General features: G+C 70.5%; 13 protein-coding genes. 6 read left to right on the top strand and 7 right to left on the bottom strand.

Translation table 11 applies throughout. From position 1 onward, the window contains the following. The 4 genes from ACWD6P_RS03190 to ACWD6P_RS03205 all read right to left on the bottom strand — a co-directional run. Positions 1-400, bottom strand: a 400-nt coding sequence (locus ACWD6P_RS03190; protein WP_451442272.1) for an ABC transporter permease subunit, incomplete at its 3' end; no start/stop codon positions are given. A gap of 22 nt (positions 401-422) precedes the next feature. Then, a complete protein-coding gene (locus ACWD6P_RS03195; protein ID WP_451442273.1) occupies positions 423-1,334 on the bottom strand; it encodes an ABC transporter ATP-binding protein in 912 nt (303 codons plus the stop codon). Then, a complete protein-coding gene (locus ACWD6P_RS03200; protein WP_451442274.1) occupies positions 1,331-2,242 on the bottom strand; it encodes an ABC transporter permease subunit in 912 nt (303 codons plus the stop codon). The genes ACWD6P_RS03195 and ACWD6P_RS03200 overlap by 4 nt, the downstream gene beginning before the upstream one ends. Further along, positions 2,232-3,293: an ABC transporter ATP-binding protein gene (locus ACWD6P_RS03205; RefSeq protein ID WP_451442275.1), complete on the bottom strand. Its 1,062-nt coding sequence runs from the start codon at positions 3,291-3,293 to the stop codon at positions 2,232-2,234. Before ACWD6P_RS03205 ends, ACWD6P_RS03200 begins: the two co-directional genes overlap by 11 nt. A gap of 361 nt (positions 3,294-3,654) precedes the next feature. Between ACWD6P_RS03205 and ACWD6P_RS03210 the strand changes: the two genes are divergently transcribed. From ACWD6P_RS03210 to ACWD6P_RS03225, 4 genes are all read left to right on the top strand, one after another. Continuing rightward, positions 3,655-4,521, top strand: a complete 867-nt coding sequence (locus ACWD6P_RS03210; RefSeq protein WP_451442276.1) for a M24 family metallopeptidase — start codon at positions 3,655-3,657, stop codon at positions 4,519-4,521. 20 nt (positions 4,522-4,541) lie between these two features. Further along, positions 4,542-6,422, top strand: a complete 1,881-nt coding sequence (locus ACWD6P_RS03215) for an SDR family oxidoreductase (RefSeq protein ID WP_451442423.1) — start codon at positions 4,542-4,544, stop codon at positions 6,420-6,422. Positions 6,423-6,614: 192 nt separating this feature from the next. Beyond that, positions 6,615-7,544: a metal-dependent hydrolase gene (locus ACWD6P_RS03220; RefSeq protein WP_451442277.1), complete on the top strand. Its 930-nt coding sequence runs from the start codon at positions 6,615-6,617 to the stop codon at positions 7,542-7,544. Between the two features lie 29 nt (positions 7,545-7,573). Further along, a complete protein-coding gene (locus tag ACWD6P_RS03225) occupies positions 7,574-8,665 on the top strand; it encodes a MerR family transcriptional regulator (RefSeq protein ID WP_451442278.1) in 1,092 nt (363 codons plus the stop codon). Positions 8,666-8,831: 166 nt separating this feature from the next. Here ACWD6P_RS03225 and ACWD6P_RS03230 read toward each other — a convergent pair whose 3' ends face one another. Then, positions 8,832-10,181 carry a carotenoid oxygenase family protein gene (locus ACWD6P_RS03230; RefSeq protein WP_451442279.1) on the bottom strand — a complete coding sequence of 450 codons (1,350 nt, stop codon included), beginning with the start codon at positions 10,179-10,181 and terminating at the stop codon, positions 8,832-8,834. After that, complete coding sequence (locus ACWD6P_RS03235) at positions 10,178-10,768, bottom strand: hypothetical protein (RefSeq protein ID WP_451442280.1); 591 nt, start codon at positions 10,766-10,768, stop codon at positions 10,178-10,180. The genes ACWD6P_RS03230 and ACWD6P_RS03235 overlap by 4 nt, the downstream gene beginning before the upstream one ends. Positions 10,769-10,897: 129 nt before the next feature. Here ACWD6P_RS03235 and ACWD6P_RS03240 point away from each other — a divergent pair, with 129 nt between their 5' ends. Then, positions 10,898-11,503: a PadR family transcriptional regulator gene (locus tag ACWD6P_RS03240; RefSeq protein WP_451442281.1), complete on the top strand. Its 606-nt coding sequence runs from the start codon at positions 10,898-10,900 to the stop codon at positions 11,501-11,503. Positions 11,504-11,563: 60 nt separating this feature from the next. Beyond that, positions 11,564-12,106, top strand: a complete 543-nt coding sequence (locus ACWD6P_RS03245; RefSeq protein ID WP_451442282.1) for an RNA 2'-phosphotransferase — start codon at positions 11,564-11,566, stop codon at positions 12,104-12,106. A 117-nt stretch (positions 12,107-12,223) separates the two neighbouring features. Here ACWD6P_RS03245 and pspAB read toward each other — a convergent pair whose 3' ends face one another. After that, entirely contained in the window at positions 12,224-12,787 is a 564-nt protein-coding gene (pspAB, locus tag ACWD6P_RS03250) for a PspA-associated protein PspAB (RefSeq protein ID WP_451442283.1), read from the bottom strand. Positions 12,788-12,808: the final 21 nt, after the last annotated feature.

A 12,808-nucleotide genomic window follows, 5' to 3' on the forward strand; every position in this document is an offset into this window, starting at 1 on the left:
CGGGGAGGGCGGAGAAGGCGACGGTGACGCCTATCGCGACCAGGAGTTTGGTGAAGATGATCGTCGGCCGGGGCACCGGCTTGGCCAGGAGGTAGACCACCGAGCCGTCGTCGATCTCCGGCCCGATCGCGCCCGTGCCGGCGATGACGCCGATCAGCGGCACCATCGTGCCCAGCGCGAAGCCGCCCAGGATGCCGCCGGCGGTGGAGTCGTCGGCCCCGGCAAGCGTGCGGACGGCCACCGCGATGACCAGCAGGAGAGCGGGCAGCACGAAGAGGATCAGGGCCCGCCGCCGGCCGAGCAGGGCGCGGTAGGTGAGCCGGGCGACGGTCGGGTGGAACAGCGCGGCCTTGGGCGCGGCCGCGGGTGCCGGCGGGGCCGTCGGAGTGGTCGTGGACATGCGTCAGGGCTCCTTTCTGGCCTCAGGCCGCTACGAGGTAGGAGAAGACGGATTCCAGCGATTCATCGGAGGGCGAGACCGTCAGCAGGCGGATGCCGTGGTCCCGGGCGACCCGCGGCAGGAGTTCGGTGAAGCGGCCGAAGTCGACCGCTTGGACGCGCAACGCGCCCTCGACGAGGTCGACCTCGATGCCGGACGTCGACGGATCGGCGATCAGCGCACCGGCCAGCGCCCGGTCGTCGTCGGACCGGACGAGGTAGCGGTGCGGCCGGTCGGTCATCAGCCGGCGGATCTTGCGGAAGTCGCCGGATGCGGCATGCCGGCCGGCCACCACCACCTCGATGTGCGAGGCGAGTTGCTCGACCTCTTCGAGGATGTGCGAGGAGAACAGGACCGTGCGGCCCTGGTCGCCCATCCGCCGCAGCAGGTCCATCAGCTGCATCCGCTGGCGCGGGTCCATGCCGTTGAAGGGCTCGTCGAGCAGCAGCACGGACGGGTCGTGGACCAGCGCGGAGGCCATCTTGACGCGCTGGCGCATGCCCTTGCTGTACGTCGAGATCTTGCGGTCCTGGGCGTACTCCATCTCGACGGTGGCGAGCGCCCTGGCCGCCTCCGCCCGGCCGAGGCCGTGCAACTCCGCGTTGGCGACGACGAATTCGCGGCCGGTGAGGAAGTCGTACATCGCCTCCCGCTCGGGGACGATGCCGATGTGGCGGTAGATGCCGGCATTGCGCCAGATCGTTGTTCCGTCGAGGGTGACGGAGCCGTTGGAGGGGGCGAGGAAGCCGCCCATCATGTTGATGAGGGTGGACTTGCCGGCGCCGTTGGGGCCGAGCAGCCCGGTGACGCCGGGGCCGATGGTCATGGTGATGTCGTTGACGGCAACGACATTGCCGAACCAGCGGGAGACATGGTCGATGTTGATCGTTGTCACAGTCCGGCCTTCCGGTAGCGGCGCATCAGCAGGGCGTAGGAGCCGGCGATGACGAGGAGCGCGACGAGGAGGTAGACGAACCCGGCGCCGGTCGACGGCGCGAGGCTGTTGGGGAAGGAGCTGACGCCGCCGAGGAACGTCGACTGCACCCCGTCGATGAGCGTGATGGGGGAGAACAGCCCCAGCCAGCCGACAGCGGATTCGTTGCCCTGGACGAAGGCGATCCCCTGGATCGCGCTCACCGCGCCGTACGGAATGGTGAGCGCGGCGATCACGGCGGCGACACCGAAGCCGCGGCGCGGTGTGAGCGCGGAGATGACCAGGCCTATCCCGGCGAACAGCAGCGACAGCAACGCCACGGAGACCAGCCCCTGCGCCAGCCCCTTGGTCTGGTCGACGAAGTCCATCTTCGCCAGCAGCGCACCGGCGTAGAGGACCAGCAGCGGAGTCGCGGTGAGGATGAACAGGGCGCTGGTCATGGCCGCGAACTTCGACGCCACATAGTCACCGCGCTCGATGGGGCGGGAGAAGTACAGCGGTACGGACTTGAAGCGCAGATCGCGGGAGACCGACTGCGGGGCCTGGGAGGCGAGGTAGAGGCCGATGACGGCCTGGAGGAAGATCGCGTAGCGGGTGTAGCCGACCGGCAGGCTGCTGGCCTTGGTGAACACCGCCACCGCGACCATGATCGCGGCGGGCAGGCTCATCACGGCGAAGAGCAGCATCGGCAGCACCTTGCTCTTGGCCGAACGGCCCAGGCCGTAGGCGCCGCGCAGGCTCTGCGAGAAGAGCGACCGGCGGGCATAGGCACGGCCCAGCCGCGGGCCGTCGTAGTGGCGGTAGCCGATGTTGTGGATGTAGGCGCCACCCGGCGTGGCGGATACGGAGGTCGTGGGCTCAGGCGACATCGTGGGCGCCTCCGTCCTGGGGGACGTACGGGGCGCTCGGGGCGCCTGCGGTTGCGGTTGACGGGGTGGCGTGCGCCGCGTCCGCGTCGCGGAACACCTCGGCGATCTGGTGGCGGCGCTGTTCCATCCGGACCAGTCCGAGCCCGAGTCCGGCGACGGTGTCCCGCACCAGGTCGTAGGTCTCCTCGCCGGGCGCCTCGACGAACAGCAGATGGCCGGGGGAGGCGAGCCCCTCGGCGCCGGCGGCTCCGGTGGTCACCGCGACACCGGCCCCGGCCAGCGCGCCGCGCAGCGCCTCGGCGCCGTCCGGGTGGGCGTCGGTGTCCGTGACCTCGACCACCAGCGAGGTCGTGACCTGCGTGAACTCATCGGTGGAGGAGGATCGCAGCAGCTTGCCGCCGTCGATGACGACGACGTGGTCGCAGGTGCGCTCCAGCTCGCCGAGGAGGTGGGAGGTCACCAGGACGGAGATGCCGAAGTCGGTGTGGATGCGCCGGATCAGACCGAGCATCTCGTCCCGCCCGGCCGGGTCGAGGCCGTTGGTGGGCTCGTCGAGGAACACCAGCTGCGGGTCGTGGACCAGCGCCTGGGCCAGCTTCACGCGCTGCTTCATGCCCGTCGAATAGCCGCCGATGGGGCGGTAGCGCTCCTCGTAGAGGCCGACGTGGCGCAGGGTGTCGGCGGTGCGCTCGCGGGCGGCGGTCGGCGGCAGGCCGGACATCCGGGCCATGTGCACGACGAATTCGGTGGCCGAGACGTCCGGCGGCAGGCAGTCGTGCTCGGGCATATAGCCGACCCGCTCACGAATCGCGCTGCCGTGCTTGGTCACGTCCAGTCCGAGGACATGCGCGGTTCCTTCGGTGGCCGGGGCCAGCCCGAGAAGGATCTTGATCAGGGTGGACTTTCCGGCGCCGTTGGCACCCACCAGGCCCGTTACGCCGGGGGCGATGTCAACGGAGAGCCGGTCCAAGGCGGTCACCCGCGGGAACCGCTTGCTCAGGCTTTCGGTCACGATCACAGTCACGTCTTCGAAGGTAGTGGCGCCCACCACACCGGTCGTCAACCCAGATGCTGGGATTCGCCTCCCCCTGCGGTATTACGCACCCGTAGGGGATCTCCTGCTTTGAGCGGCCCGGCATCGGGGTCGGGGGCGGACGAGCTGGTGAATGAGGTTCGGGGTCGGGGAGGCAGGGTCGTGCGGGGCGAAGGGACGCTGGACGCCGCCCCGGCCGGGGCGGCCGCCCGCGGTGGATTCGGCGGCTTCCCATGTGAGTGCCCGCACACCTCACAGTGCCCGCACACCTCAGAGTGCCTGCACACCTCTTGACGCAGCCGCCAACCATTGTCACATTCATCAATGTCAAGTTACGGGCACGTACCGCGATGGACCGCTCACGGACGGACGGTTGGCGATGGCCTCAGTCACCTCAGCGACCTCAGCAGGAGCCGGAGAACTCACCGCCGAGCTAAGGGGGTTCAGAGAGGTCCAGCGGCTCGCCTACGCCTGCGCGGAGGCGGTGGCCGCCCAGCTCAAGCCCGGGATCACCGAGCGCGCGGCGGCGCGGATGCAGCGTGAATGGCTGCGTGAACGCGGGGTGCGGGACTGGTTCCATCTGCCGTTCGCCTGGTTCGGCGACCGCACCGCCTTCGTCAACTTCCGCGTACCGCTGCAGTTCTTCCCCACCAACCGCGAGCTGGAACCGGGGATGGCGTTCATCCTCGACATGGCACCGGTCCACAACGGCTTCACGGCCGACATCGGCTACTCCGGCTGCCTCGGCCTCAACCCCGTGCACGACCGGCTGCTCGCCGACCTCGAAGCACACCGTGAGCTGATCCTGCGCGAGGTGCGCGAGCGACGCCCGCTGCGGGAGATCTACCAGGACGTCGACCGGCTCATGGTGCGGCAGGGGTACGCCAACCGCCACCGCGCCTACCCCTTCGGCGTCATCGCGCACAAGATCGACCGGGTGAAGCAGCGCCGCTGGTCCCCCACCCTCTTCGGGTTCGGCACGCAGTCCCTCAAGGGCCTCGCCTCCGATGCGCTGCACGGCCACCGCGACGGCTGGTCCCCGCTGTGGAGCCCGTACACCTTCTCCGACCACCCGCCGCAGCCGGGGCTGTGGGCGGTCGAACCCCACCTCGGGTTCCGGGGCACGGGCGCGAAGTTCGAGGAGATCCTGGTCGTCACGGACTCCAAGGACCCGCAGGAGAGCGCCTTTTGGCTGGACGACGATCTGCCGCATGTGCGGCGCTGGCAGGAGGAGAAGGCCGCGTGAACACGGGACGCGAACGGGCCATGGGCCGGGGGCAGGAGCGGACTCGGGGCCAGAAACCGGGGCGGGGCCAGGAGACGGGCCAGGGCCAGGCGACGGGCCAGGGCCAGGCGACGGGCCTGGAGCCGGGGCGGGGGCAGGGGGCAGGGCTTGCGGGGGCGGCGGAGCGCTGGGTGCGCACCGGTGGCATCGAGCTGTGCGTCGCCGAGCTGGGGGATCCGGCACGGCCCACGGTGATGCTGGTACACGGCTATCCGGACAGCAAGGAGGTGTGGTCCGAGGTCGCCCGCGGCCTGGCCGATCGCTTCCATGTGGTGCTCTACGACGTCCGTGGCTGCGGCCGGTCCACCGCCCCGCAACCGCTGCGCGGCGGCTTCACCCTGGAGAAGCTGACGGATGACTTCCTGGCCGTCGCCGATGCCGTCAGCCCCGACCGTCCGGTCCATGTGGTCGGGCACGACTGGGGCTCCGTCCAGGCCTGGGAGTTCGCCACCGTGCGGCGTACGGAGGGCCGGATCGCCTCCTTCACCTCGATGTCGGGCCCGTCGCTGGACCACTTCGGACACTGGATCAAGCAGCGGATGGTGCGCCCCACCCCCCGGCGGGCCGCGCAGCTGCTCAACCAGGGTGCCAAGTCCTGGTACGTCTACATGCTGCACACCCCCGTGCTGCCCGAGCTGGCATGGAAGGGTCCGCTCGGCAGGCGCTGGCCGCGGATCCTGCAGCGGGTGGAGAAGGTACCGGGCGGCGACTACCCGACCGCATCGCTGCCGACCGACGCGGCGCATGGCGCCTGGCTCTACCGCGACAACGTCCGCGCCCGGCTCCGCCGCCCCCGCACCGACGCCTATGCGCACTGTCCGGTCCAGCTCATCACTCCCACCGGCGACGCATTTCTCTCCCAGCGGCTCTATGACGACCTGGAGCACTGGGCGCCCCAGCTGGTACGCCGCACCCTCCCCGCCAAGCACTGGATTCCCCGCACCCGTCCCGACCAGCTCGTCTCCTGGATCACCGAATTCGTCACCGCCAAGGAAGAGGGCGATCCGGCGAAGCAGGTCGCGGCGTCGGGCCCTTACGCCGACCGGTTCGGCGGGCAGCTGGTACTGGTGACCGGTGCGGCCAGCGGCATCGGCCGGGCCACGGCGTTCGCCTTCGCGGAGGCCGGTGCGCGGATCATCGCCGTGGACCGCGATGCCGAGGGCGCGGCGCGCACCGCCGATATGTCCCGGCTGATCGGGGCCCCGCAGGCCTGGGCGGAGGTCGTCGACGTCGCCGACGAGGCGGCGATGGAGAAGCTCGCCGACAAGGTCGACGCCGAGTACGGCACCGTCGACGTCCTGGTGAACAACGCCGGCATCGGCCTGTCCGGCTCCTTTCTGCAGACCAGCACCGAGGACTGGAAGAAGGTCCTGGACGTCAATCTGTGGGGCGTCATCCACGGCTGCCGCATTTTCGGCAAGCGGATGGCGGACCGCGGGCAGGGCGGCCATATCGTCAACACCGCCTCGGCCGCCGCCTTCCAGCCGTCGAAGGTGCTGCCCGCCTACAGCACGTCCAAGGCGGCAGTACTGATGCTCAGCGAGTGTCTGCGCGCCGAGCTGGCGGGCCAGGGCATCGGCGTCTCGGCCATCTGCCCCGGACTGGTCAACACCGGCATCACCACCACCGCCCGTTTCACCGGCGTCTCGGCCGAGGAGGAGAAGCGCCGCCAGGCCAAGGCCGCGCGGATGTACGGGCTGCGCAACTACCCGCCGGAGAAGGTCGCCGACGCCGTCCTGCGGGCGGTGGTCCGCAACCAGGCGGTGGTACCGGTCACCCCCGAAGCACGCGGCGCCCATCTGATGTCCCGCTTCGCCCCGCGTGCCCTGCGCGCCCTCGCCCGCGTCGAGCCACGGCTGTAACAGCGGTACGCCGGGCCGGAGTTCGGCCTCCGGCCCAGGCCTCACCGTTCGCGGCCGGGGCCGTGGCGACGGGCCGGGGCCGGGGCCTGGGCGACGGGCCGGGGCCGGGCTCCGGCCCGGCGCCTCACCCACGGCCGTCGACTCCCCGACGACTCCCCGAGAACGGACCACTGCGCACGTCAGGAGGCGCGCATGAGTACCTCACACCCTCAGGAGCACCAGCACCAGCACCACGTGATCACTCCGCGCCGGGTCTCGTTCGACTGGCAAGCGACACCCCTGCTCTGGATCCCCGGCGAACCCACCGCCACCCACGTCATCAATGTGCTGCATCTGCTGCTCCCCGCGGGCGAGCGCTGGTTCGTCAAGGTCTTCAAGGAAGCTCTCCCGCTGGTGCGGGACGAGTCACTCCTCAAGGACATCAAGGGCTTCATGGGCCAGGAGGCAACCCACAGCGTCCAGCACTCCCATGTGCTCGACCACCTGGCCCACCAGGGCCTGGACACCGGCCCCTACACCCGGCACATCGACTTCCTTTTCGAGTACCTCCTGGGCGAGGACCCTCCGTTCGGCCTTCCCTTCCCCGAGCGGGAGTGGCTGCGCTTCCGGCTGTCGCTCATCGCCGCCATCGAGCAGTTCACGGCGGTGCTCGGCAACTGGGTGCTGGACGCCGACGGCCTCGACCGCGCCGGGCCCGACCCGGCCATGCTCGATCTGCTGCGCTGGCACGGTGCGGAGGAGGTCGAGCACCGCGCGGTCGCCTTCGACATGTACCAGCACACCGGCGGCGAGGACCCCGCCCGCTATCTCCGCCGCGTCCTGGGCATGGCCGTGACGGCCCCCGTACTGCTCTACCTCTGGGGCTGCGGCGCGGCCTACCTCCTGCGGCACGACCCGCAGCTCGCCACCCGCTCCCGCTACTCGCTGCGCGACCACCACCACGCCGTCCGCAAGGGACTGCTGCCCACCTGGCGGGAGCTGGGAGCGGCGATACCGCGGTATCTGCGGCGGTCGTACCATCCCTCGCAGGAAGGGTCGCTGCGCACGGCCGTCGCCTACCTGGCGTCCTCCCCGGCCGCACGGGCCGCGGCGGGCGCGGTGGGACGCACGGCCCTCTCATAGCGCGCGGCCATCTCGTGAGGAGCACCGCAGTGACCGAGCAGCCGCCGACACCTCCGTCCGGCCCGGCCGAATACCGCATCGAGGACCTGTCCCACATCAGCGGCGCCACAGTCCGTACGATCCGCGCCTACCAGGACCGCGGACTGCTCCCCCGCCCGGAACGCCGCGGCCGCGCCAATGTCTACGGCGATGCCCATCTGGCCCGGCTGCGCCAGATCGCCGATCTGCTCGACCGCGGCTACACCCTCGCCAGCATCAAGGAGCTCCTCCAAGCCTGGGACGCCGGCCTCGATCTCGGCGGGGTACTGGGCCTGGTCGCCGAGATAGACGGACCATGGACCGACGAGAAGGCTGCCCGCATCAGCCGCGCCGACCTGGACGCCGCCTTCGGGGGAGTCCCTGACGAGGCGGCGGTCGCCGAGGCCGTCGAGCTGGGCGTCCTGGAACGCGTCCCCGGCCGGGAGGACGAGTTCCTCGTGCCCAGCCCCCAGGAACTCGCCGTCGCCGCGGAACTGCACTCCGCCGGCGTCCCGCTGCCGGCGATCTCCGGCCATCTGCGCGAGCTGCGCGGCCAGGTAGAGCACATCGCCGCCCGCTTCCTGGACTTCACCACCGAGCATGTCTTCCAGCCGTTCCTGGACCACCCGCCCACCGATGCCGAGGCGACGGAGGCGGCCGCCCTGGTACGCCGGCTGCGCCCGCTGGCCCAGCAGACCATCGACGCCGAACTCGCCCGTGCCATGCGCACCTTGGCCACCCGCCATCTGCGCCATCACCTCAACGAGGCGCTCCCGGCCGAGAAGCGCAGTTCCCCCGGAACGCCTGCCGCCGGACCGGTCGCGGACCCCCGTACCGCAACCGGCCCGACCGGCCTGGCAGACCCGACATACCCGACACGCCCGGAGGACCCGGGATACCTGATAGACGCGGCAGACCCGGGGGACCCGGCAGCGGTCTCGGAGGCGGTGCTGCTGCCCACCGAGGCCGTACGGGCCGTACGGGCCCTGGTGGGCGCCGAGAACACCGCCGCGTTCATCGCCGCCGCCGCCCACCGGGAGGTGCAGGCCCGCACCATGGACGCGCTGGCCTTCGGTGAGCGCAACGCGGACACCAGGGAGTAGCTGCCGGATGCGCCCGGACGACCCGACGGCCGAGCGCGGGCGTCAGGCCCCGGCCCCCGTGTCGTCTCGTAGCCGCTCTTGAGTTGTCAAGGATCAGTCGAGCGCGGGCCCCCTTTTCCGCAGCCCTAGCCCTTCCGTGCCCAGGCCGATCAGACCGGCTCGCCCCTCACTTCACCGGGTCCGGCAGCCAGTTGCCATGGAAGCCGTAGGGCACCCGCTGCGGGAGATGGACCATGGCGACGGGGTCGGCGGATATGTCCTCGGCGTCGAGGACGACCAGATCGCTGCTGTCGGTGGCCGCGTCATAGACGTAGGTGATCAGCCAGCCCGGACCGTCCGGACGGTCGTCCGCGGGGGCGAAGACCGCCTCGCCCGGAGTGCGCCCCGGACCGAAGTCGTGCCGCGTGACGGCGCCGGTCCGCAGGTCGTAGCGGAGCAGTGCTCCGGGTATGTTGCCGTTCCCCGGCGCCTCGGCCGCTATGGCATGGCCGAAGCGGGCCCGCTGCCCGGTGAGACGGTCGTCCACCCGCGGGAATTCGCAGAACTGGTCGTCGAGCTGCTCCTCGGCGACCGTGCCGGAGGCGAGATCGATCGTCCAGCGCCAGAGGCAGGGCGGGGTCCTGCCTCCGAAGTCGGCATAGCGGGAGACATAGAGGACGATGCGGTGCTCGCCGTCGTCATGGGCGTTCAGCGCATGGAAGACATAGCAGGGGTCGATGGCCAGCCAGCGGACCTCGCCGAAGGGGTCGTCGCGGCGCAGTACGCCCAGCCGGGCGCCGTACTCCGGATCCCAGCGGTACGGCAGGCCGGGGTGGCGACGGTCATGGACGAACGGCAGGTCCATGAAGATGACATGCCCCGCGGTCAGATGGAAGTCATGCATCATCGTGGGCGCCGGGACGTCGATGGGACGGCTGATCACCAACTCCCCCGCCGCGTCGGCACGGTGATAGGTGAGATAGGGCGGCGTGGCTCCGCCGTACCCGAAGAAGTGCAGCTCGCCGGTCGTCGGGCAGGCCTTGGGGTGGGCGGTCATCGCGGTGGTGAGCCGGCCGCCGAAGTCATGGGAACCGATGGTCTCCAGCTCATGGCCGGGACGGCAGTCGATTTCATAGGGGAACGACGACTCGACCAGCGCGAGCGTCCGGCCGGCATGGCGGACGATGTGGGTGTTGGCCACGCCCGCGACCAGATCGCGGCGGCCCTGCGCGTCCACGGGGCACGCCCCGTCGGTGAAGGTCGAGGTGCGCACCCAGCGGTTGCGGTAGGAGACGGCCCGGCCGCCCTCCAGGCGCAGACCGTGGACCATGCCGTCGCCGAAGAACCAGTGCGGTGTGGCGGCGTCCCGGGGGTTGGGGCCGTTGCGCAGGAACCAGCCGCTGAGCTCGGGCGGGATCGCACCCGTGACCGGGAGGTCGTATGCGGTGAGCTCCTGCTGGACCGGCGCGAAGTTGCCCGCCATGTGCGGAGCGGGGGCAGTGGATGCGGATGCGGTGGTCGGGGATGGAGCGGTCATGAGGCCAGACCTCCCTGGACGCTGGTGCGCATGGCGGACTGCTGCTGGAACCGGGCCTTGGCCCGCTCCGGATAGGTGGAGGTGAAGCCGACGGGAAGGACGAACCCGGCGACCTGGATGACGATCGTGAAGACGACGTTCAAGTCATAGGCGGAGACCACCGACTGGGCGGCCGCGGTCAGCGTGAAGGTCAGCGCCCACGCGGTCGTGAGGACCGTGTTGATGTGGCGGAAGAGCGGCGTGTGCCAGACCTCCGGCGGGGCCATCCGGCGTGCGATGCCCATCGTGAAGGGGCGCTGCACGGCGATCGACACCCAGGCGATGAGCGCCAGCCAGCCCATCGAGAGCGAGCTGCTGTACAGCCTGAGTTCGCTGTCCGGCTGGGCGAAGGCCAGCACGCCGAGGCCTGCGAAGAACACGATCGTGCCGTACTCCAGCACGCGGTAGTCCACTCCCAGGCCAGCGGCGCGGTCGGCGATGAGCAGCCCGACGGACGCCGCCAGGCCGGCCAGCGCACCCCACTGCCAGCCGAACGAACCCACCCCTGCGAAGACCAGCCATGGGATGAAGCCGCGCAACTGGTTCATGAATCCCCCCTGTTTCCGGTCGCGGCCATGCGCTTGGAGTCGCCGGCCCGCGCCACCTTCCAACTTCGACATGTCGAATGTAGAAGCTACACCTTTGACATGTCAAGAGTGGAAGGTAAAGTGCGCGTCATGAGCCTGAGACATGCGGTGCTGGGCCTGCTGGCCGAAACCCCGGCGAGCGGCTACGACCTGATGAAGATGTTCAACGCCACGCTCTCCAACGTCTGGCCGGCCACGCAGAGTCAGGTGTACGGCGAGCTCACCAAGCTCACGACCGCGGGCCTGGTCGAGGTCGCCGCCCACGGCCCCCGCGGCCGCAAGGAGTACGCGATCACCGAAAGCGGCCTGGCAGAGCTGCGCCACTGGCTCATCGAGGTCGAGCCCGGCGGCCCCACGCGCGACGACGGCATGCTGCGCGTCTTCTTCCTCGGCATCCTCACACCCCTCGAAGCACAGGCGTACTTGCTCCAGGGGGCCGAGCGAATCGCCCGCGCCCACGCGCAATACGAGCAGATCGAAGCGACCGCCAACTGGGACGACGAGATGCTCTCGGTTCACGGCCGGATCGTCCTGGAGTACGGGCTGCGGATAACGCAGACCCTGGAGGAGTGGGCCCGCTGGGCGGCCGAAGAGGTGACCGGCGCGAAGGCGCGGAAGGCGAGCGAGCTGGTGCGGGGGAGGCACAAGGGCAAGCTGCCCGAGTCGCCCGCGGAACCTGCCGAGGAAGAGGAATGACGCCGGTCCCCGACCGCGAATTCGGGTGCCGCCCCCGCCTCCGCGCGGCACTCTGAAGACATGGACAACCAGCGCTCAGTGCGCATCTCGAAGTACCTGGCGAAGCATCTGCGCCACGAACCGGAGCGGATCGGCATCACCCTCGACGCCCAGGGCTGGGTGCCCGTGGAAGAGCTCATCGCGGCGGCCGCACGCCATGGATTCCGCTTCTCCCGCGTGGAGTTGGAGTCGGTGGTCGCCAGCAACGACAAGCAGCGCTACGCCATCGAGGGCGACCGGATCCGCGCCAGTCAGGGTCATTCCGTGCGGGTGGACCTCGAACTGCCGCCGGTCGTGCCTCCCCCGTATCTCTTCCACGGCACGGTGGCCCGCAGCGTGGCCGCCATCCGGGACGAGGGGCTGCGGCCGATGTCGCGGCACGCCGTCCATCTGTCGCCCGACCGCGAGACCGCGACCCGGGTGGGCGCGCGGCGCGGCAGGCCCGTGGTCCTGACCGTGGACGCGGCAGCGATGCACCGGGCGGGCCATGTCTTCCAGGTCAGCGCCAACGGCGTCTGGCTCACCGACCGCGTACCGCCCGAGTTCCTCCGCTTTCCGGGCTGACGGGCTCCCGGGCTGACGAGCTTCCCGACTGACGGGCCTCCGGGCTTTCCGGGCCCTCCGGGCTGACGAGCCCCGCATCTGGAGACCGAGCCCCCGTAGGACCCGCGGCGCGGACCCTCACAGTCCTGACGCGCCCCACACCGGGAACCACCGCGACAGGTCCTTCTCGATCGTCAGATCGTCCCCGAGCATCGCCCGCACCTGCAGCTCCAGCGGATTGTCGCGCTTCTCGCCGCCCCCCTGCTGCGGCGCGAACGGGTAGAACGTGCCCCGTTTGTAGAGGTAGACCAGCGCCAGCGACCGCTGCCGGTCAGCGCGGAAGCCGACCAGCGAGCACAGCAGCTGCGAGCCGAAACCCGCTTCCTCCAGGGACGTGTTGATCGCGTGCAGGTCGTTGACCAGCCCCGCCACGTCCTCCGGCGAGTGTCGTACGAGCAGCCACGTATAGCCGTACGCGTCCTGTGAGAACTCCACCGAACCGCCCAGCAGGGCCCGCGCCTCCTCCTGGATGCGCGAGAACGCCCCGCCCTCCACGCTCGCGAAGCACACCGACCCCAGGCCGGTGGCGGCGAAACCGGCCGCGGCCTGGAGCGTCACCGCGGCGGACGGCAGCGCGAAGAGCTGATCGAGATCGGGGCGGACCGGCTTGCTGCGGCCGAGGATGGCGTCCAGGAATCCCATGCGCGGCTCACTCCTCTCGCT

The organism is Streptomyces sp. NPDC002446, assembly GCF_053595675.1.

Excerpts from the sequence above, each read along its gene's own strand:
- ACWD6P_RS03200 (WP_451442274.1), bottom strand. The coding sequence starts at position 2,242 with ATGTCGCCTGAGCCCACGACCTCCGTATCCGCCACGCCGGGTGGCGCC.
- ACWD6P_RS03210 (WP_451442276.1), top strand. The coding sequence starts at position 3,655 with ATGGCCTCAGTCACCTCAGCGACCTCAGCAGGAGCCGGAGAACTCACC.
- ACWD6P_RS03215 (WP_451442423.1), top strand. The coding sequence starts at position 4,542 with ATGGGCCGGGGGCAGGAGCGGACTCGGGGCCAGAAACCGGGGCGGGGC.
- ACWD6P_RS03220 (WP_451442277.1), top strand. The coding sequence starts at position 6,615 with ATGAGTACCTCACACCCTCAGGAGCACCAGCACCAGCACCACGTGATC.
- ACWD6P_RS03230 (WP_451442279.1), bottom strand. The coding sequence starts at position 10,181 with ATGACCGCTCCATCCCCGACCACCGCATCCGCATCCACTGCCCCCGCT.
- ACWD6P_RS03235 (WP_451442280.1), bottom strand. The coding sequence starts at position 10,768 with ATGAACCAGTTGCGCGGCTTCATCCCATGGCTGGTCTTCGCAGGGGTG.
- ACWD6P_RS03240 (WP_451442281.1), top strand. The coding sequence starts at position 10,898 with ATGAGCCTGAGACATGCGGTGCTGGGCCTGCTGGCCGAAACCCCGGCG.
- ACWD6P_RS03245 (WP_451442282.1), top strand. The coding sequence starts at position 11,564 with ATGGACAACCAGCGCTCAGTGCGCATCTCGAAGTACCTGGCGAAGCAT.
- pspAB (WP_451442283.1), bottom strand. The coding sequence starts at position 12,787 with ATGGGATTCCTGGACGCCATCCTCGGCCGCAGCAAGCCGGTCCGCCCC.